The following is an 18,947-nucleotide window of genomic DNA, read 5'->3' as shown; positions in this document are numbered from 1 at the left end:
CGCAAGCACAAGGAGCGATCATGGCCGAACCACGACGACGAGCTCGGAAGCACTCCGGCGAGCTGGCCAGGGCCTTCGTCGCGCGTCGGCATCAGTTGCGCATGACTCAAGCCGAGTTGGCGCTGCTCGCCGGCGTGGGGCGCTCCACAGTCCAGGCGCTCGAGGGCGGAAAAGACACAGTGCAGCTCGACGGCGCGGTTGCTGTCGCGGAAGCGCTGGGCTGCGAGATCACATTGCTCACGCGCGCCGGATCGCCTGTGCCACCACTGAACCCAACATGATCCCGGTATCCGAGCTGCGGGATGTCGATGCAGCCGATGTCTACAAGGGCGATCTTCTCGCCGGCTCACTGACGCGTGTGGGGAACGACGTCGTGTTTCGGTACGACAGCGATTACCTCGGCAGCGCTTCTGCGCCGGATCTCGCGTGGTCGATCCCGAAGTCGTCACTCGAGACGCGGGCATCGGGCGGTAGCGTCCCTGCCTTTTTCGCGGGCCTGCTGCCGGAAGGCGTTCGTCTCACCGGAGTGGTGACAGCTACAAAAACGTCCGAGGACGATCACTTCACACTGCTGCTGGCGGTCGGATCGGACACCATCGGGGACGTTCGTGTGCTGCCACGCGGTCAAGAGACATCGTTGGCGGGCAGTGCATTCGATTCGAGGCACCGTGTTCCAGATCTTCGTCACCTGTTCGATTCCCTGTCCACAGGTGAGTCGGTGAGCCAGGATCCGTCCGCTCTGCCGGGCGTCCAGGGCAAAGTGTCCGCACAGATGTACTCGACCCCGGTGTCGACTACCGCCGGGCCCGCCATTTTGAAACTCGCCCCACCGGCGCGACTGCCGCGATTGGTCGAGAACGAGAGCTTCTTCATGAATCTGGCACGTAGATGCGGGCTTTCGGTGCCGGAACACCGCGTGATCGAGGACGACAAGGGAATCAGCGGTCTACTGGTAGCGCGATTCGACCGGATCGGTGAACAACGGCTACCGCAAGAGGATGCGTGCCAAGTATCCGGGCTCTATCCCGCGTCCAAGTACCGAATGAAGACCGAAGCGGTGATTGCGCTGCTCGCCGACAATGTCGAGCGCGGCGGCGGATCCGCGCGCCAGGCCACCGCCGAACTTCTTCGCTTGACGGCTTATTCGTATGCGATCGGAAACGGCGATCTGCACGGCAAAAACTATTCGATCCACAAGAACTCTCGGGGAATCTGGTCGATCACACCCGCCTACGACCTTCTGTGCACCCAGCCTTACGCGTCGTGGAGCGACCCGATGGCGTTGAGCTTCTACGGGCGCGCGAACCGTTGGACACGTTCGCATTTCGTCGAGTCCGCTGGTCGACTGGGAATGCCGGGGCGAGCAACTCTGCGAATCCTCGACGACGTCTGCGCAGGCGTTCGAAACGGAATCGATGAAGTCGACGTGATCGGATTCGATGACAAGCAAACACGGCAGTTGAAGCAGCTACTCGATCAGCGCTGCGCCGAGCTGTCCTGACCTCGACCTGTGGTTGGAGTTCGACTCCAGACCAGGCGTAGTGGCCTGGGTCAACAACCGAGACGTTGCGCGAAGTCTTCTCTCGCTCGATGTCGGTGAATCGTCTCGCCGAGGTCGAAAGCAACGGTCGATGCACGTTCAAGAGGACCCGAGCCCGGTGCCGGGAACTGCAGATTCATGCTGTGACCGGTGTAGGTGGCCCAAGTTATGGACGATGATGTTCGATGCCGATCGCGTTCCACGAACGAGACTGCGCGCTGCTCACCTAGTGCAGAGCGGGTCGCTGACGACCATGTCGAGCCCACGCTATTCCAACCAAGACTTGCGTTGGTAGTAGGAATCACCGCTCTTCTCAGTCTCGTCAGGGCCACGGCTCGGAGGCTCTGAATTTGGCTGACCCGAGAAGCTATGCTGCGCAACGGAAAAGTCACCGAACTGCGGAGGCTCGACCGCCACTTCAGAGTTTGCTCTGCTGCTGGTCGCGTCGACGATGCGAGCCACGGATGGGTCGTCCCGCAGCTCCGCCAGCACCGCTGCAGTGCGCTGCTGGACGTCGTCAGCCGTCTGGCCGTACGCACGCATGATCAGGTCGGCCAATACGTCGGGTCCACGGACGTAGGCGTCGCGGCTCACCTGGAGCCCGGTGAGGCGACCGTTCGCATCCGTCCGGATAGTGACGCCCTCGAGTTGAGTGATGCCATGGATGTCGGCAACGGCTTGTTGCAGTCGACGAACTTTCGCGCCGAGTTCTTCGTGGGAGCTGATCACAGTATTGGCCTCTTCGTTGAAACGATGTACTGCTGAATTTCTCAGCTAGCGGGATCTGGCCAACCGGGGTACGCAGGCTGCACCGGCGGTGGGGTGTCCTTCGCGTAAGCATCCTTGGGGATGACTGCAGGTGTCTCAGGGTGGAGAGAGCGTGCCCATGGAACACACCGGCCACTTCCCGCAGTGGCGGGGTCGAGATCGACAAACCCGTCTACTGTCCAACCCCTGAATTCGTTGCCGGCCGGTGCCTGCCAATGCGGACGATCGGGGACTGGCTCCGACGGGGGCGACTCGGGCCCCGCTGTCAGGTCACCGGTACGGGTGAAGCTCGATCGTTGCTCTCCGCCATCCCCCTCGGTTATGCGCGACGGAACGAACCGGCCGTCCACGAGTTTGTCCAGGCCGACCGCGAGCACGCAAGACAATACGTCGAAACCATTCTTAGTCGGGACAATTTTTTGAATATGACCATGAATCGTCCCCACGTAAGGGCCTTCCCCCGTGTCATCTTCGAAGCCCCCGAACAAGCCGCCTCCGCCCCGGCTGTTCGAGCTGTTCGCGAAACCGAGATAGGTGTAGTCGAGACCGATCATCAACCCGATAGCGAATGACTCTTCGGATGCGCGGACCAAGGTTCCTTCCGTGGACAACAGGTCGATTCCTGGTTCAGCAGACCAGACCATCGTCGCATCACGTAGTTGATCAGGAACCACGTAGGACTCGGTGGCGTGCCCACTCGGTACCGTATTTTCTTCCGGGGTCGGGTTGTCATCGGCGACAGAATCGCACGCTGTGACGACGATGAGCATCGTCGCCAGAGCTGCGACGAATATACGGGGCCCCTCAAGTACTGTCATCCCGTAAATCCTCGTCGTCCAGACTGCTCAAATCGCACCTTGGGCGCATCCTCGCCGAGATACGCCCTTTCGGCTTCTGAGTACGGAAGCAGCGATGAGCCGTCGTCGCTCTTGTAGACATCGGGAACGTCCTCGATGTCTACCGCACCCTTGTCTACAAGTGCATCCAGAATAGTGAGCCTCCTGAAATTTTCGCTTCCCCAGGTGCTTGCCGAGTACGAATCGCCTCTGGCATCGAAGTCGAATCGCGTGGTTTCAAAGGTGATTTCGCGAGCAGCTGGAGCAGCGAGGCCATCGACAGACAGCACATACGGCTTCAGAAACTCGGAGCCAGCCGCGACCGCGATTCCACCGGGGCCCAATCCACCGGCAACGATTTGCCCCGCTGTCCACGCTGCAGTGAACTTCGAGTTCCGTGCATCGGCTGCTTCCTGCTTGTCGACTCCGTCCTGCACACGTCGGTCCATTTCGGTACTGAGCCCGTGATCGACAAGCCACTGCGGGCGATAGGCCTGGTCCCCCAGCGACGCATCGCCGGTTGTCACGAGCAGCCGATCCATCCGTTGGCTCGCAACGAGCGCAGTGCCGTTGATGATCTGACTGGCCTGATCATCGGAGTCGAGAATACTGAAAACACGAAGCGGCTCAACAGGCCCACCGATGTAGTCCTTGCTGCCGCCGAACTCGCCGAAGCCATGCGTCTGTGTGGGATCACCCGGCGTACCGGTTGCAGCAAGCCACCATTCAGTTTCGCCCATTAACACTTCAGTCGTGGACTTACTCATCGACTCCACACGCTCTCGGTACACGATCGTCCACAGACCTCTGTGGGTCATGGCAGCAGGTTTGCGAGGCGTTCGGTGGCGGCATCCGTACCGAGTTCATGTCGCAGTTTCGGGTGGTCGAGGTATAACCGGATCCATCGGGTCAGGACTACAGGGTGGACGTCGAAGAATCGGCAGTCGATCAAAGCGCCGGGGAAGAAATTCGACTGTTCGTCCAGCTTCAGCCGGGTCAGTTTGACGTATTCGAACGAGCCGAGAATTGGTGCCAACAGTCCGATCTCGGGTGGCCATTTCGGTTGCAGCACAGCATCTCGGAGCACGTCCCATGGAACCATCTTCCTGAACCCATATCCCTCCTGAATGACACCTTCGCGTGTGAGTTCGATTCTCGGACGCCGCCGTCCACCGCGTATCAAGCCTACGGACAGAACGACGAATGGAATCGTTAATACAACGCCGACAACGGTTTCGCCGCCGATGCCATGCTGGAGTCCTAGCCACATGATTCCTGTCCCCGCCAGGACCATGAGAACCAGACTCAATCTAAGCACGCCGTGTTTGTAGCGGACACTCGATCCGGTTGTAGTCCGATACACCGCCTGCCCCGTCGAGCGTCCCGCCCTGTGAAAGATACGCATTGCGGGAGTCAAGCCGATCATGAGTCCGAGAAGGATTCCAGAGAAAGAGGCGAGGGAGTTTTCCTCGAGAATTGCTCTGCCTGCGCCGATACAGAACGCGAAAGCGAAGAACTCCAGGAACACCAAGCCAGCAATGAATTTGAAGTCGATGCGGTTTTCGTGTACGTACTCGGCTAGTCCAAAATCTCTCGGGTCGTCAATGCGCATAAGGCCTCCGGTCGTCATGTAAATAGGTCAATAGGAATTCGATTTCAGCATTTATGCCGACTTTTTCGCTGGTTATCCCGAAGTAGAACTTCTCGAATATTCAGAAGAGTGCATCCCACACTTCGGTTGAGATATCCTTGATTGCCCCCGTCGTGGCTCCTGCTGAGTTCCAGCCCGCGCCAAGAGAGTCCCCAATCGAGTCGAATCCGTTTTGGTAGAGATCATCGACCATTCCAGAAGTGAAGATGCCCACGAAAGCACCGCCGATCGCTCCTGCGACTGTGCCCACCCCAGGGATCGGAATCGCGGTGCCGATCAATGCCCCTGCGGCCACCGACGCCCCGAACCCCAATCCACCGGCAACTACGGCCTGGTCGACAGGCTTACCGTTGACGATGTCGTAGCCGATGCTGAGCACCGCCAAGCCACCTCCCGCGCGCAACCCCCATCTTCCTGCCTTCGAGTACAGGTCGTCTGCATTCCGGACCATGTCGTCGGCTTGATTCCGAAGAAAGTCGGAGAACCCGAAATCGCGGTAGACAGCAGAGAAGGGAGACCCGGCAGGGGCCGTGCGGGCAAACTCGGCCCATTGAACAGCCCGCGCATACATATCATTGGCTTTCGAGGTCATCAACCAGGCGCGCGTTTCCATCGCCGCTTGCGCCAGGCCGATCGCTACCGACCCTCCGAAGAAGAAGGTCTTGGCGGCCGCGTCGATGTAATCGACCTTGAGTTGCTGGCCCGCCGCGGTCTCGTCGCCTCGCAGTTGCGCGACTCTGCGCTCGAGAGCATCGAATTCATCGCGCAAAGCATCGTCGATGGGTTCGATGATGGTGTCATCGATTACGTCGAGTCCAGCATCGATTGCGTCCGATCGGACGTCACGCATCCCGTCGTGCAATGCCTGTAGTGCCGCAGCGAAAGCGTCGACCTTGGCGGCGTAATCTGCTGCTGCAGTTGCCAAGTCAGAGGCACCGCCAGTGGTGGTAAGCGCCTGCGCGAAGAAGGCCTCGGATGCAGGGCCGTCCCATCCGGCGTCTGTTCGATTTCTGGTGGCGTCCAGCGTGTCGATGGAGGCGCTGAGGCCAGCGGCGAAGCTGTTGCGAAGCCACCCGGCGACGGCGTGCACAGATCCCACGTTGCCGTCGACTTTCGTGTCGATGGGCACCGTCACTTCTCCCAGAGTGCGGCGTTGACCTGTTCGGCTGTCGCGGCGTCCTGGGTCTCGTATTCGATAGCGCACTCATCGAGCGCGACCGAATACGACGCCAATGCGGTCTGCAGTTCGCCGCCGCGACCGGTGAACAGTGCCAGCATCCCGGCCAGCGCCGGCGCTCCGATACCGGTGTCGGCGGCGTCGGGGATCGATGACGCTGCGGTGTCGAAGTCGTCGGCAATTCTGAGCATCGCGTCCGCGGAATCTCGTAGTACAGCAACGTCGACATACAGGGTCATGCGTGGACGCTCCGACGTTCGTGGTGGGGAATCATGACGTCCATCAGCAGGAGGTCGAATGGATGGGACTCGTGAATTTTCGACAGGGCTGTTGTCGGCAGCACCATCCAGGGTTGGTCATCGCCACAACAGGTATGGAGCCGATCCAGTGCCGAATATGCCAGCAGGGCACTACGCCCGTCCCGGGCGGTGCGTAGGTCGACCACTGCCTGATCCACGATGGAGACGTGCGCAGTGCACGGTACGTAGACCACAGGTGGAATGTTGTCCGGTAGCCGCATCTTCTCCCCCATCGACCGTGGGGAGGTCGAACCCCACGACAGATCAGACGCAGCAAGTGGCCGTTCGGTTCCCCCTCTGAACCGAGCAGAATCCGGGCAGCGCCGTGTTACTTCCCCAGACCCTCCGCGAAGTCGGTGATCGACTTCGACGTCCGCTGATCGGCGTACTCGGCCTCATCGAAGTAGCGCTTGAATACCGACCGCATCAATTCGATGACATCGATGTGCTGCAGTAGCACCACCCGCAACGATCGCTCGCCACTGAAGGAGATCTTCTCGAACTTCCGACCCAGCTGTTGAGCCGAATCGCGGGTGCCGAAGGCCTCGACGTCGATAAGCGACTTGGTCTGGCCCACCATGTCTTGCAGGTGCCGAATGTATGCGGCGCAGACCTCGTCGCACTGGAACGCCACCCCTCCGGAATTTCCAACACTCCGGCCTCTGCTTGCGCAGACAGCGCCTGCCACTGACTCATCGACGCAGCCAACTCATTTACTTCGGAACCCACCGTTTTCTCCTGTCAGTTCGGCGACGGAAGGGATAGACGAAGGGACCGAGCCAGGCGCTCGACCTCCACACACGGATCAGCGAGGGACTCGGTTCGAGCAAGACCATCGAGCATCAAGTAGATAACGCCTTTGTCGTGCCCGATTGCAATGCCGCAACTGACTTCGTCGTACTTGATCTTGCGTTGAAACCGCAGGCCGTCGAACCCTTCGACCGCGGTGAATTGCTCGAACGGTCCCTCGTCGCGCAGATAGTCCAACGAAAACACGGACGAGAAGACGCCGAGGTGGTACCACGATTCTGGGAGCGGATTCCTCCAAAAGCACGTCGACCAATCCGGCGAGATCGGCCGTTCACCAATTAAAGTTGCCTTTTTGGTTTCTACCGCCAATCCAGCGGCTTCGATCGCCTCATCCGGAATGGTGCACGGATCCCATGCTTCAGTCGACGCGGACGCAGCGATGGCCGAAGTCGTCGATGGTGCCGCGGTCGGCGCACCGTCGGTCGTACCACCGCATCCGGACACGAGCAGCATTACGCCCACAACGCCCGCTGCCCACACTCGCATCGTGCTCACACCACTCCGTTCCATCGACCCCCGTCCACGCCATTGGACGCAGTCCGTGACGAATCGGTTCCACCCCACCATGCGAATCCATTCAATTCAGGAGCGGGAGCTCCGACGTGTTCCTCACAGATCCAGCATGTCGCGCAGTCGACGCACACTCATCGCACCAGCTCGCTCTTCTTCCGGGAAGGAGTCCAAAAGACGAATGAGATCATCGCGACGAGTCGGGTCTTCAGCGGCATCGCGTGGCGTCCAACCTTCGAGTGCGGGGATGGACTCGCTCAGCCACTTCTGTTCGTATGCACGGACCTGTTTGTCGAGGAGCGCAGCCAGCTCCGGCGTCACCTCGACAGGCTCTGCCTTGTCGCCCGGCCTCTCGGCCATCGCTTCCTCCGCCGAGAGGCGGCTTTGGCTCATCTGATCCGCATCGGGGTGGAGGGTCAACAGGTCATCGATCAACCTGTCGATTCGGTGTTCGGACATTGCTTCCAGCGTCAGATGGGTGCCGTCCAGGGTGAGTGTGCCGAGGATGCTCGATTCGACCGTCCAGTGCCAACGATTCCCCTCCGCGGCCCCGTATTTGCGGCTCAGCTTCCGCCGTAGTCCCCCGACTGCACCGAGCTCGAAGACTGCCTCGCACAACACCATCGGATCACCGTCACGCGTTTCGATTCGGCGAGGAGCCAGCCGGGCGCTGAGAAAGCTCACCAGATCTTCGGCATCGACAGGATCGGCGTCGACGATCTCGATCAGCTCTGTACGTTGCGACGGATCGACGGGTTCGATTCCTCCGAAGATCTGGAACCCTTCACCGACGGGTACGACGCGCGAGCAGATGAATTGTCCTGCAGATAACTGCCGACTGGCCGAGCGTTCCGTGACGTCATGTCGATCGCCGGTACGAATATCACGTAGAGACATGCCTTCTCCGGGTCTTACCGACTCGATCTCGTGCACCGACCGTTCCACCAACAGCCACTGCTGGGCCAGCATCAACTCGTCGGCTGGAAGTAGCGGCCCGCGAGAAGCCACGAATTCGGCGAACCCTCCACCCTCGAACAACACGACGTCGCTGACGAACGGGTCGTCGAAGGCCTTCGACAGAGCATCGTCACCACCGCCGAGATGCGCAGTGCGGATCTCGGCCAGACCGATAATGAGATCCGCTGAGTTCGCCGTGGCTGCGTAGCCGCCGGCCTTTTGGTACAGCCACTGTGCGCGCTCCTCGAGCGAGAGAACGTTCTTCCCGAGATGACACACCTTGTACTTTCGCCCCGAACCGCACCAGCAGCGGTCGTTACGCCCCAGATCGGGCCGATCCCGAGGAACGTAGGGCTCCAACATCTCTCGTAGGTCCGCGCCCGCGGCGGGATCGATACGACCGAGTAGAGACAGACCGCGGACCGCGTCTCCCCGCGTCGACGCATACTCGGCGAGAGACAGCACCGCAGGTTCGAAGTGCGAGTCGGCGTCGAGTGCCTTCTCGAACGCCTTCTCAGCCGATAGTGCGTCCCCGAGCCGGTCCAGCGCGGTAGCGCGGAACCAGTGCGCAGCTGCTGTCACCCGCCGCGGCCCTGCAATCAGCAGCGCATCCGCAACGTTCAGCAACGCCTCCGCAGCCCCGTCGCCGTCGAGCTGTCTCCGCAGTGCCAGTGCCGCAACCTCGGATCGAGCAAGTGGGGCGAGCTCATCTGCACCGTCCGAGACCGCCGCCTCGGCACGCTGTCGGGCGTCGTAGGCGGCCTCGCCGCGGATGTCCCGCACGATGTCGCCGAACAGGACCAGAGCACGAGCCTCGGCGGCATCGACTCCGAAAGTGTTGGAGACGACGTTCATTCGAGTGGTGGCCGCCTCGGCGTCGAAGTCGAATCCTGTTCGGGCCACACTGTCGTCCGACTGGTCGAAGCCTGCATCGGCAAAAAGCTCGGACAGCGGTGGTCCTGGCTTCGTGAAGAGGTCCGGTTGGTCGTACATCAGTTGGTAGACAACAGCATCGCGATCGACACTCTCGTCCTGGGGCACAATCTCTCGCACGGCAGCAGAGAGGTCGACACGCTCCAGCGGGCCGTCGACCGACCGAATCCGAACCTCGCCGCCGGCCACCACGAGCGATACGAGTTCACCTGGTTCGTAGTCGCTCAACGTCCCCTGCGGGAGCACGAGCGCTTCACTGGGCGGCCACTGCGGGTCATCGATGCCGCGAATGGTGAAGATCTCGTCGTCACCGATACCTCGGTACTTCGTGCGAAGGCCAGCGGGATCCTCGGCGAACTGCAAGAGGGTCGTGATGGGCGACAGGTCGTCCATCGACTCGATGATGTCCGACGCCACCTCCCAGTGGTTGAGGCGGTGAGTGAGGACGCGGCCCTCCAACAGCGTGGCGACTGCGATGTTCCGCATGTCCGGCAGAAAGGCCAGATCGACCGAATCGACAGTGTCGACGAGTTCGTACATATCGCGTCGGCGTCCAAATCCTCGGTCGGACATGGCAATCGCCCAGTCCTCGGTGCTCAGTGGTCCGAGTCCCCGCAAGACGTCGAGGGCTGCAGTATCGAGCTCGTCGTAATCATCGTTGTCGTCCATCGCGGCCAGCATAAACGTGACGGTCGGGAGGTGGGTACCAGCGCGAGCCCCTGCGTCTTCCATAAGATGTGCGTGTGACTCCCCACCGCACAGGTCGCGACCTCGCCGAAGTGATTCCACTGTTCGGTCGCCGGGGATCCCGTACCACCACCGCGGACTTGGCCAACGACGTCGAGCCGACAGTCGAGTCCCCGGTCGAACGGGTGACGCCCCACGGCATCGAGCCCGCAACGCCAGACGCCGACGAAGAGTTGGCGGCGCTGACCGCGTCGAAGCCGATTGCGCAGCTTCGCTCACTCCTCGGCTGGCTCGGTACGTCACGACCGATCACGGGCACGGGTGTTCCGCGGCCAGGGTCGGTTCGCGAGTTGGCGAAAGCCGTCGGCGTGGAGTTGGATGCGCGTGCATCGAGGTCGAGATCGATGCTCGAGATCTCAGGGTTGATGACACTGTGGAATGCGGCGAAGGCGGCCGGATTGATCGAGTCGACCTCCACCACAGCAGTTCCCGGTCCGCACGCGCACGAGTTCGCCCACTCACTTGCCAGCTCCTTGGCCGCCCACCGGACGGCCCTATCGCACGTCATTCGTCGTTACTTCTTCAGCGAGGATCCCCTCCGTCCGTCCCCAGCCGTCGACGTCGTTGCCGGACAGATTGTTCTCGCCGCGATGACGAGCACTCCGCGGACGCGGCTCCCGGCAGTCGGCCCGGCCGGTGCCGGGGATCTGTACGAACACATCGAGGCGTTGATACTTCGCGGCATGCTGGAGCAATTCATTGCCGACGGGTGGTTGGTCTGCGACGGCAAGTACACAGTGCCGCAACCATTTCGCCCGGCCGTTCTTGATGCGATGAAATCACTTCCCTACTACGAAACAGGTGACACCAGCCGATGATCATCACCGGGTTGTTTTTCGCGGAGTACGCACGGGTCAGCGAAGACATGCTCGATATCCTCGGCGGGGTCTGGGATACCTGCACGGTTCCACGCGACACCCGCATGCTCGAATGCCGACTGGTCGCGCTGCTGCAGACGGGCCCCGACGACATCGGTAAGGACTTTCCTGCGACTCTCGAAGTGCTCGACGCGAACGGCGAACACATAGTGAATCAACGTGGCCTGCAGATCCCCGGTGCCGGCTTCACCGGGGAGAATCGGTTCTGGTTCCTGCCTATGCAGATGGTGTTTCGCGACGAAGGACGGCACAACTTCATCCTCAGCGCCGGTGGGGCCACCGCGAGCGTCGGGCTTCGCATCGCCTTCGGCTGACGTCGGAACGCGCCGCTCATCGCCACGCCGACATCCGATCCCGATCGCATTCTCGGTACCGCTTGCGATAGGTGGTGCCCAGGTCCATTCGAGGACACGAATTGCATACGCTGTTTCCGAACACCGAGGAGAGCATGTGAACAGTCCATTGCGCGGAGACCAGTACTTTCTCGGACTGGCAATCGAACAGGCCCAGATCGGCTGGGAAGAAGGCGGCGTTCCGATCGGCGCGGCACTCGTGCACGACGGCGAAGTTCTTGCTGTGGGACGGAACCGTCGCGTCCAGATGAACAGCGCAATCCGTCACGGTGAAACCGACTGCATCGAACGAGCAGGCCGACTCCCCGCCTCGGTGTACCGAAAATCAGTGCTCTACACGACATTGTCTCCGTGTTTCATGTGCGCGGGAACCGCTTTGCTGTACGAGATTCCGCGAATCGTCATAGGTGAGAATCGGTCGTTCGAGACATCGGAGAGCTTGCTACGCGAGCACGGAGTGCAGGTCGACGTCGTCGACAACGCCGAATGCGTGCAGTTGATGGAACGCATGCTTGCTGAGCGCCGGAGCCTGTGGTTCGAGGACATCGGGGAGGATGCATAAGCGGCCCCGCCGAATCGGTTCTGCCTGTGCTCGGGTAGCTCAGCGAGACAGCGCATGCCAGGTCGCCTCGCCCGCGCGATACCCCGCCTCGAACAGCCATGGCCACTCGGAGAAGTCTTCGGGATCGACCACCACCGTCTCGACGCCGCCGTTCCCACGCCGCTTGGGCATGTTCTCGGGATGGGACGGGAATCGATCCTTCAGGTAAGCGGGTTCGAGACTCTGTCGAAAGATCAGCCACGTCTGAGGTGTGAAGCCTACTGCTTCAGCACGTTTCGCAAGGTCGATCCAGGCTTCCGCATTGGCGTACCCGCCTTCGAGCACCCGCCTCCGGGTCTCGATCATCGGGAACACGCCGTACCAGATCGGCGGGTAACTCAGTAGCGTCTGGCACCAAGTACGACGGCGTTCCGGCGGAATGGGTTCCCACTTCGCCTGCGCTGCTTCGAGTTCGTCACTACCGGACATCGTTCACCTCACCCCGGAGGTGCAACCCTCCATCGACTTGCGCGCCTGCGGTTGCGGGACGCGCCGGTTCTTCCCCTGGGGCACCCTGTCGATGGAGACGGGGTTGCCGGACAGCCGGCCAGGTACCTACGGCTATCGCTCTTGAACCTGCCTCGACAGTAGCCGAGGGGTACGGATTGGACAATCCGATAGATTGGCGGCTCGTCACCCCCGTTCGCCTACGCGATCGTCAGACTGAGTCCAGTGCCTGCCATGCAGAGTACGAACGTATTCGGTACCGCCCAGATGAGGGACGACCCTCAGTAGAACCATGCCGTTCGTGCGCGACTCTCGGTTGGTCTGCTGCTCAATGTATTTCAATCGCTGCTGAGTCGGCGCTCGAATACCGATTCGACATCGGGCAGTATCTCTTCAGACGGCCGGCGGCACCGATCGCTACGGACCTCGGCTGACAAGTCACCTGCCCAGACCCTCCGCGATCTCCCCGATGGACTTCAAGGTCCGCTGATCGGCGTACTCGACCTCATCGAAATAGCGCTTGAACACCGACCGCATCAGCTCGATGACCTCGATGTGTTGCGTCAGCACGACGCGCAGCGATCGATCACCACTGAAGGCAATCCTCTCGAACTTTTCGCCGAGCTGCCTGGCTGAATCCAAGGTGCCGAATGCCTCGACGTCGACCAAATACTCCGTCTTACGCGCCATATCTTGCAAGTGCCGAATGTAGGCAGCGCAGACCTCGTCGCACAGGAACGCCACGCCTTCGGGAATTTCGAGCTGTCCGGACTCTGCCTGCATCGACAGCGACTGCCACTGCTGCATCGAAGCCGCCAGCTCGTTAGTTTCTGACCCCATCACTTCTTACCCAACTATTTCGATGAAGGCATGGATGGCCGGAGCGAACGCGCCAACCGTTCGGCCTCGACACACGGATCTCCAAGGGGCTCGGTCGCCAGAAGGCCGTCGAGGATGAGGTAGAACACGCCATCCGGGTGTTCGAAGGCGACGCCGCAGTTGACCTCGCCGTACTGAGCAGTCCGCCGGAACCGCATACCGTCGAGGCCCTCAATAGACTCGAACTGCCCGAAACGTCCACTGCCACGTAGATAGTCCAGGCTCTCGTCGGACGAGAAGATTCCGAGGTAGTACCACGGCGTCGGCAGAGGGTTGGTCCAGACACACGTCATCCAGTCCTCCGAAATCGGCAGCTCCCCCACCAAGTTGGAGGACTCCGTCTCTACCGCCAAGCCGGCGTCTTCGATTGCCGAGTCCGGGATGGTGCACGGATCCCACGCACCATTCGCCGGAGCGGTTGTCATCACCGACGTCGTCGACGGTGCCGCAACGGGTATGCCTTCGGTCGCCCCTGCGCATCCGGTTGCCAGCAGTATCAGTCCGACCGCACTCCCGATCAGCAATCGCACGTTGCTCACAGCACTCCGTCCTTGGAACCCATCCTTGATGTTGGACGCAGCTACCGATGCATCGGTTCCATTGCATCGGGACGCAGTTGTGCCTGGCGTTTCCCAATCGGTGCGACGATGTCCCCACTCGAGTGGACATCGCCGCACCCCGGGGTCGAAGCCGTGTCAGGGCAACACTCCGGCCGAATTTCTCTACGAAGATCGGACATCCGTCATCATTGGCACGTGATCAAACAGGGAAGTGGTTTTGCTTTGCTCGGCGCAGTGATTGCGGTGCTGGGTCACTCGGCGACCGCGACTGCGGGGTACTCGGCGTACGTCTCCGGCGGATCGTTCTATGGTCCGGACACCACGCTGGGGCCGTGGGTGCAGCCCATTGTCGCTGCTTCAACCGGCGCAGTGGTCGGCATGCTCGCAGGCCTGGTGCTGCACCTGTGCGGCTTTCGATTCGCCGTCGATCCCTCTCGCCGAGTGGGGCTGGTCGCCGTTGCCGGTCTGATCGGCGTGACGCTGGGAATGACGCCCGTACTGATTCTGGTCGGAACAAGCTTTTCCGGTCTGAATTCGAGCGTCTCGACCGAGTACTTGCTGCCGCTATACGCAGGCACCGGAGTTTTGGCCTACGCGCTCGGAGTCGCCTCGGTTCGGTTGCTGCTCAGGGCAAATCACGATCCGTTGTCGTCCCGGACGACCAAGGTTGTGGCTGCCTTTCTCCCGATCGGAGGTGTCCTCGCCACCCTCGTCGGAACGGGGACTGCTTGGATTCTCGGATTCTCCACGACGGCATCCACCTTTGTCGCCGTGATCGTGACGGTTCTGTGCGTACTCGTCGCAACCTTTGCACTCGCGCGGGCGTGGGCATTGCGTACGACGGCATAGGAGTTCGAGGGTCGACCGCCGCGCCGCCTAGAGTTGTGCGCGTGGCCGTATCGGTCGACGCGGCTAGCCAAGGTCGTTTTGCCTCGGGGCAGTTGAACGAGTGAGGAAGCCGATGATCATCACCGGGTTGTCTTTCGCGGAGTATGCGCGAGCCTCGAACGACATGCTCGACATCCTCGGCGGCGTCTGGGATTCCTGCACGATTCCTCGCGACACCCGCATGCTTGAATGCCGCCTGATCGCGCTGCTGCAGACGGGCCCCGACGACATCGGCAAAGACTTCCCCGCGACTCTCGAAGTGCTAGACGCGAACGGCGAACACCGTCGTCAACCAACGCGGCCTCCAGATCCCCGGCGCCGGCTTCACCGGCGAGAATCGGTTCTGGTTCCTGCCGATGCAGATGGTGTTTCGCGACGAAGGACGGCACAACTTCATCCTCAGTGCCGGCGGGGCGACGGCGAGCGTTGGGCTTCATATAGCCTTCGGATGACGTCAGCTACTGATTGTCTCCCGCGCAGAACCCCCACTCGACCACTCGCCGAGCGGTACGGGCAACACTACGTCGATCAGGAATCCCTTGTTGTCCACGTGGCACATCCGAGGTGGCACCGAGGCAAACTCGTCTCCGTCGTCGGGCCCAGTGGTTGCGGTAAGTCCACTCTGCTCGAGGATTTCGCCGGTCTACAGCACCACCGTCCCCAATGGGGGAAGACGCATAGTTTCAGAGTTCGATTCGCGCCGCTGGGCAAACAACCGAAACCTACCGGCTCGACCGGGTGCAAGATCCCGGTGCCGAATGGGCGTGGGCAAGTCCGTCCCTTACACCGCCACTCGTTCAAGCCGTGCGCGATGCCTCAGCCCCCTGCGGAGGGTCTTCGAATCGACCCTGAAGAAGACGCCAGTGTCACCGAATCTGTTGCCAACGTAGAGAACATCATGGTTGTTGTGTGGGCCCCACCCTGAGCTCGCTGTTACAGCGAGTAGATCGCCGACTTCGGGATAGTAGAACCACATCCAGGCATCTCCTCCGCCGCCGCGGCTGAGATTCGTCAGAACCACCTTTGAGCCGCGCCCATTGCGTGCCCGCTGGTACACCAGTTCGACTCGGACTACATCCAAGTTGTTCGACGCTACGCACGCATCGAATTGATCAAGGGTTAAAGCACTGCGTCGGTCCGCTTTTCGCCAAAACATGCAGCACAGGCTAACGGACATCAGACCCTCTCGAGCGTCCGATCTGGCGGTCTGTGGATCTACCGGAATAGGGCGACCTATCCCTCCCTCGCCTTGTCCGACGGCACAGGCCTGGCGATGCATTGTGTGCCGAAGCCTCCTGCGCAGGTCATTCAGTGGGGCTTCTACCCACAGTCGATCGCAAACGACCCTGCGGGGACGCCCCCCTCAGTCCCAGACTGTGAGACCGCCGCCTGCCAGGCTGACTGCCTTGAAACCTTGGGGTGCCGCAACGGTCCAGGCTTCGAAATCGGGGTCGAAAGGAACTACAAGGCTTGTGCGGTCGGCGAACTCGATTCGCAGGTCGCCGTCCTCGGAAGCGTGCGCAAGCGTGACCTGTCTACCCTCGAGACGCCTGACCTCGGTGTTTTCGGAGAGCGTTGCGTCCGGCACACCTCTAAACCCGTCGGACCCAGGCGCATCGAGCTGAAAAGACGATTCGATGCGCAGTTCGTAGTCATGATCCGTACGCAGCGCGAGGGAGAACCCGAACTCCAGAGACGCGATCACTTGACCTACCAGAGGAATGTCCACGTGCTACCACCCTCTCGGGACTGAAAATGAGCCGTCCGGCTCGATGGGAAAATGGGTCTCAGGGTTGGGCCCCGGTTTGCCGTCCATGTTGATTGGCTGACCGTGTTCGTTGTAGTAGCGAACATACCCGTTCGGGTACCGCGCAGTCGGATCCATGATCCGCATCGAGTCGGAATTACCGGACGATCCCGGCTTCTGCCACATCTCGCCCTTTCCATTCCTTACGGGGGAACGTACCCACCCGGTAGGAACATGCGGCGGCGGTCCCACCGGGGCAGGCTTCGTCCGCCTTCCCAGGTCCTTGATTCGTCCTAGAGTTGCACGCAGCCGCTTGAGGTCCTTAGCGAATTCAAGGCTGGTACGCAGACCTTTGGCTGATTTCCAGAGGACGATGGCCTCTCGGACGATCTTGCCGTATTTCAGCACTGCTCTGGTCGACGCACCGGCACCAGCAATAGCCCCGGCCCCAAAGGTGATGAACGAGGCCGCGATTGCCACGGCTACGGTTACCGCAAGTTCTTTGGCGAGGTCAGTGAGGATCGACTCGAGATCCTCACGCAGTTCTACTAACGACGCCTTGTATTCGGCACACGCGTCGCGCAATTCAGCTGCTGCCGCGATCAAGTCGGATGCCGCTGTGCCCAACTCACGTAAGTCGTCGTCGATGAATTCGACGTCGGGGCCAGTCGTATCGGCAAACAACGCTGCCGCGGCGGCGAGATCCTCTGGCAGATTGGTCGATCCACTGCCCGTCGCGAGTACGTCCCACGCGCCCAAGGCGAGCTCCAGTTTGTCTGTGTCACCGTCTGGAATTGGTATTCCGATCTCTCCGACCAGCCCGAGACCGTCGTCGAGCAGCCCTTCACCACTTCCCCCTGCCGCTGGCGCTGGTGTGAGAACGGTCGTTTCGATGTAGTTCGGTAGCTCAGGCATAGTCGGCAGACCACTTGACTGGCTGGCTACCCACTCCGCGACGGCGTAGTTGTAGCCCGCCTGGGTCAACACGTCGCCGTAGTTTTCGAGCGCTTCCACCAAATCGTTCGCACCCAAATAGAAGTCATTGACATGTTCGTCGTATCTTCCGGCCCAGGTGGCACCTTCGGGGTAGGCACCTGCCATCGAGCCACACCGATCCAACACACTCCCCGCGGAGCGCACTGCGTCGCACAAGCCCGATGCCACCCTGAAACACACGTTGGCGGCGGCGTAGTAAGTGTTGGGATCCACATGGAGTTTATTCGGAGCCACAGAATTTCATTCCCGCCCAAGCATTTTCAGGTTCGTTGCTACGGCATCCGAATACTGGTGGTGCGCGTTTCTGAGGTGCGCCTGAACCTCGGAAATTTCGTCGGTCAACTCACTCACAGCGGTATGCCAAGCAAGGTGTCGTTCGGTGTAGGCCTCAGCTGCCTCACCGTTCCAACACGACCTCACACTTGCTGCCTGCGCGGACAGCTCAGCCACGTTTCGATCAACAGACTCGATCAACCCCTCGAGCCGCGTGACCAAAGTTTCGAGATCGCCCAGCTCGACGGCGAACTCAGCGTCGGGTTCAGTCAAGGTCGAGAACCGATACGCGCAGTGCGATCACATCATCTGCATCGACATACTCCCGAGCTGCTTGCTCGAGATCGACTGCGATCAATGCGAGCTCCTGTGTCACAACGCGGGCACGACTACACAGCTTCTCCCAATGAGCATCGAACGCAGTACCGGAAGCACCAACCCAACCATCGGCCACACGTTCGACATCAGGTTGTACCGAACTGAGTGCGCGAGCAAGCTCATCGGCAACACGGTAAGTCGACCGAGACAAACCCTGTAGTTCCCCCAGCACCAACGACAGCGGTTCAGATCCCATCAAAACCTCCCCCGGCTAACGTCCGGAATCTGTTGACCTATCGAGCAGCTGCTTGTTAGACGCAGCAGCGCCGTGCGCGGTTCCACTCGGATGGCAGTCGAGATTCTGCAGCGAGTGGCCACGCACCTGGCCGTCGCCGACCGCTCTTACTCCCCTCGCGCTCGTCTGCGATCTTCCGGGGTGAAAGCCGATACCGAACACGCATCGACACCGGCCGATCGCTTCCGATGCTGATAGGCCGCCACGGATTCGAAGGCTGCCGTCACGCCGACCGACGTCGAGACGTACGTTATCGACTTGCCGCCCTGAAAGCCCAGATCGGTGCCCACCTCGACGGCGTCGATGTTCGATCCCAGGAACACGAAGTCCCAGCTGCACTCGGCTTCCTGCCACTGGATCAGTTCCCGCACAGCAGGATTCGACCGTTCCCGGCTCGCGTTCTCGTGACCGTCGGTCATCACGAGCACCGTCACCGAGCCTGGACGGTCATCCTCCGGCATCGTGGCCAGCCCGGTGCCGACCT

General features: G+C 61.0%; 23 protein-coding genes, 1 pseudogene and 1 riboswitch. Of the genes and pseudogenes, 6 read left to right on the top strand and 18 right to left on the bottom strand.

Annotated elements, in window-relative coordinates:
* Positions 1-20: 20 nt before the first annotated feature.
* Positions 21-281 (top strand): helix-turn-helix domain-containing protein, encoded by a 261-nt coding sequence (locus AB0366_RS23980; RefSeq protein ID WP_366246205.1) that lies wholly within the window; start codon positions 21-23, stop codon positions 279-281.
* Positions 278-1,501 (top strand): type II toxin-antitoxin system HipA family toxin, encoded by a 1,224-nt coding sequence (locus AB0366_RS23975; RefSeq protein WP_366246203.1) that lies wholly within the window; start codon positions 278-280, stop codon positions 1,499-1,501. Before AB0366_RS23980 ends, AB0366_RS23975 begins: the two co-directional genes overlap by 4 nt.
* Positions 1,502-1,807: 306 nt before the next feature.
* On the opposite strand, the gene AB0366_RS23970 is transcribed toward AB0366_RS23975, so the two are convergent.
* The 10 genes from AB0366_RS23970 to AB0366_RS23925 form a co-directional block, all read right to left on the bottom strand.
* Complete coding sequence (locus AB0366_RS23970) at positions 1,808-2,269, bottom strand: hypothetical protein (RefSeq protein WP_366246202.1); 462 nt, start codon at positions 2,267-2,269, stop codon at positions 1,808-1,810.
* Between the two features lie 41 nt (positions 2,270-2,310).
* On the bottom strand, positions 2,311-3,126 hold the full coding sequence (locus AB0366_RS23965) for a hypothetical protein (RefSeq protein ID WP_366246201.1): 816 nt from the start codon (positions 3,124-3,126) through the stop codon (positions 2,311-2,313).
* Positions 3,123-3,911, bottom strand: a complete 789-nt coding sequence (locus AB0366_RS23960) for a hypothetical protein (RefSeq protein ID WP_366246200.1) — start codon at positions 3,909-3,911, stop codon at positions 3,123-3,125. Before AB0366_RS23960 ends, AB0366_RS23965 begins: the two co-directional genes overlap by 4 nt.
* Before the next feature lie 47 nt (positions 3,912-3,958).
* Entirely contained in the window at positions 3,959-4,756 is a 798-nt protein-coding gene (locus AB0366_RS23955) for a hypothetical protein (protein ID WP_366246199.1), read from the bottom strand.
* A 100-nt stretch (positions 4,757-4,856) separates the two neighbouring features.
* Positions 4,857-5,885 carry a hypothetical protein gene (locus AB0366_RS23950; RefSeq protein WP_366246198.1) on the bottom strand — a complete coding sequence of 343 codons (1,029 nt, stop codon included), beginning with the start codon at positions 5,883-5,885 and terminating at the stop codon, positions 4,857-4,859.
* 41 nt (positions 5,886-5,926) lie between these two features.
* Entirely contained in the window at positions 5,927-6,211 is a 285-nt protein-coding gene (locus AB0366_RS23945) for a hypothetical protein (protein WP_366246197.1), read from the bottom strand.
* Complete coding sequence (locus AB0366_RS23940) at positions 6,208-6,504, bottom strand: SAV_915 family protein (protein WP_366246196.1); 297 nt, start codon at positions 6,502-6,504, stop codon at positions 6,208-6,210. The genes AB0366_RS23945 and AB0366_RS23940 overlap by 4 nt, the downstream gene beginning before the upstream one ends.
* A 95-nt stretch (positions 6,505-6,599) precedes the next feature.
* Complete coding sequence (locus AB0366_RS23935) at positions 6,600-6,905, bottom strand: hypothetical protein (RefSeq protein WP_366246195.1); 306 nt, start codon at positions 6,903-6,905, stop codon at positions 6,600-6,602.
* Between the two features lie 107 nt (positions 6,906-7,012).
* A complete protein-coding gene (locus AB0366_RS23930) occupies positions 7,013-7,567 on the bottom strand; it encodes a DUF3558 domain-containing protein (protein ID WP_366246295.1) in 555 nt (184 codons plus the stop codon).
* Positions 7,568-7,690: 123 nt separating this feature from the next.
* Positions 7,691-10,150, bottom strand: coding sequence for an SEC-C domain-containing protein (locus AB0366_RS23925; protein ID WP_366246193.1), 2,460 nt, complete (start codon positions 10,148-10,150; stop codon positions 7,691-7,693).
* 74 nt (positions 10,151-10,224) lie between these two features.
* Here AB0366_RS23925 and AB0366_RS23920 point away from each other — a divergent pair, with 74 nt between their 5' ends.
* From AB0366_RS23920 to AB0366_RS23910, 3 genes are all read left to right on the top strand, one after another.
* A complete protein-coding gene (locus AB0366_RS23920; protein ID WP_366246192.1) occupies positions 10,225-11,046 on the top strand; it encodes a hypothetical protein in 822 nt (273 codons plus the stop codon).
* Positions 11,043-11,420 carry a hypothetical protein gene (locus AB0366_RS23915; protein WP_032384867.1) on the top strand — a complete coding sequence of 126 codons (378 nt, stop codon included), beginning with the start codon at positions 11,043-11,045 and terminating at the stop codon, positions 11,418-11,420. The genes AB0366_RS23920 and AB0366_RS23915 overlap by 4 nt, the downstream gene beginning before the upstream one ends.
* A gap of 136 nt (positions 11,421-11,556) precedes the next feature.
* On the top strand, positions 11,557-12,021 hold the full coding sequence (locus tag AB0366_RS23910; RefSeq protein WP_366246191.1) for a nucleoside deaminase: 465 nt from the start codon (positions 11,557-11,559) through the stop codon (positions 12,019-12,021).
* 39 nt (positions 12,022-12,060) lie between these two features.
* On the opposite strand, the gene AB0366_RS23905 is transcribed toward AB0366_RS23910, so the two are convergent.
* The 3 genes from AB0366_RS23905 to AB0366_RS23895 form a co-directional block, all read right to left on the bottom strand.
* Positions 12,061-12,489, bottom strand: a complete 429-nt coding sequence (locus tag AB0366_RS23905) for a mandelate racemase/muconate lactonizing protein (protein ID WP_366246190.1) — start codon at positions 12,487-12,489, stop codon at positions 12,061-12,063.
* 28 nt (positions 12,490-12,517) lie between these two features.
* A riboswitch (SAM riboswitch) is annotated at positions 12,518-12,636 on the bottom strand.
* Between the two features lie 309 nt (positions 12,637-12,945).
* Positions 12,946-13,347, bottom strand: coding sequence for a hypothetical protein (locus AB0366_RS23900; protein WP_366246189.1), 402 nt, complete (start codon positions 13,345-13,347; stop codon positions 12,946-12,948).
* Positions 13,348-13,361: 14 nt separating this feature from the next.
* Positions 13,362-13,925 (bottom strand): DUF3558 domain-containing protein, encoded by a 564-nt coding sequence (locus AB0366_RS23895; protein ID WP_366246187.1) that lies wholly within the window; start codon positions 13,923-13,925, stop codon positions 13,362-13,364.
* 216 nt (positions 13,926-14,141) lie between these two features.
* Here AB0366_RS23895 and AB0366_RS23890 point away from each other — a divergent pair, with 216 nt between their 5' ends.
* Positions 14,142-14,795 (top strand): hypothetical protein, encoded by a 654-nt coding sequence (locus tag AB0366_RS23890; RefSeq protein ID WP_366246185.1) that lies wholly within the window; start codon positions 14,142-14,144, stop codon positions 14,793-14,795.
* 1,402 nt (positions 14,796-16,197) lie between these two features.
* Here AB0366_RS23890 and AB0366_RS23885 read toward each other — a convergent pair.
* From AB0366_RS23885 to AB0366_RS23865, 5 genes and pseudogenes are all read right to left on the bottom strand, one after another.
* Complete coding sequence (locus AB0366_RS23885; RefSeq protein ID WP_366246184.1) at positions 16,198-16,563, bottom strand: DUF6188 family protein; 366 nt, start codon at positions 16,561-16,563, stop codon at positions 16,198-16,200.
* A 3-nt stretch (positions 16,564-16,566) separates the two neighbouring features.
* A complete protein-coding gene (locus AB0366_RS23880) occupies positions 16,567-17,682 on the bottom strand; it encodes a hypothetical protein (RefSeq protein WP_366246183.1) in 1,116 nt (371 codons plus the stop codon).
* 135 nt (positions 17,683-17,817) lie between these two features.
* A complete protein-coding gene (locus tag AB0366_RS23875; RefSeq protein WP_366246182.1) occupies positions 17,818-18,123 on the bottom strand; it encodes a WXG100 family type VII secretion target in 306 nt (101 codons plus the stop codon).
* Positions 18,116-18,424, bottom strand: a complete 309-nt coding sequence (locus AB0366_RS23870) for a WXG100 family type VII secretion target (RefSeq protein ID WP_366246181.1) — start codon at positions 18,422-18,424, stop codon at positions 18,116-18,118. Before AB0366_RS23870 ends, AB0366_RS23875 begins: the two co-directional genes overlap by 8 nt.
* A gap of 146 nt (positions 18,425-18,570) precedes the next feature.
* Positions 18,571-18,947, bottom strand: a pseudogene (locus AB0366_RS23865) (VWA domain-containing protein); the annotation flags it as partial.

This window comes from Rhodococcus sp. NPDC076796 (assembly GCF_040702765.1).
GTDB lineage: Bacteria > Actinomycetota > Actinomycetes > Mycobacteriales > Mycobacteriaceae > Rhodococcoides.
Note: the sequence above shows the minus strand (reverse complement) of the source record. Positions and strands in the feature narration are given on the sequence as shown.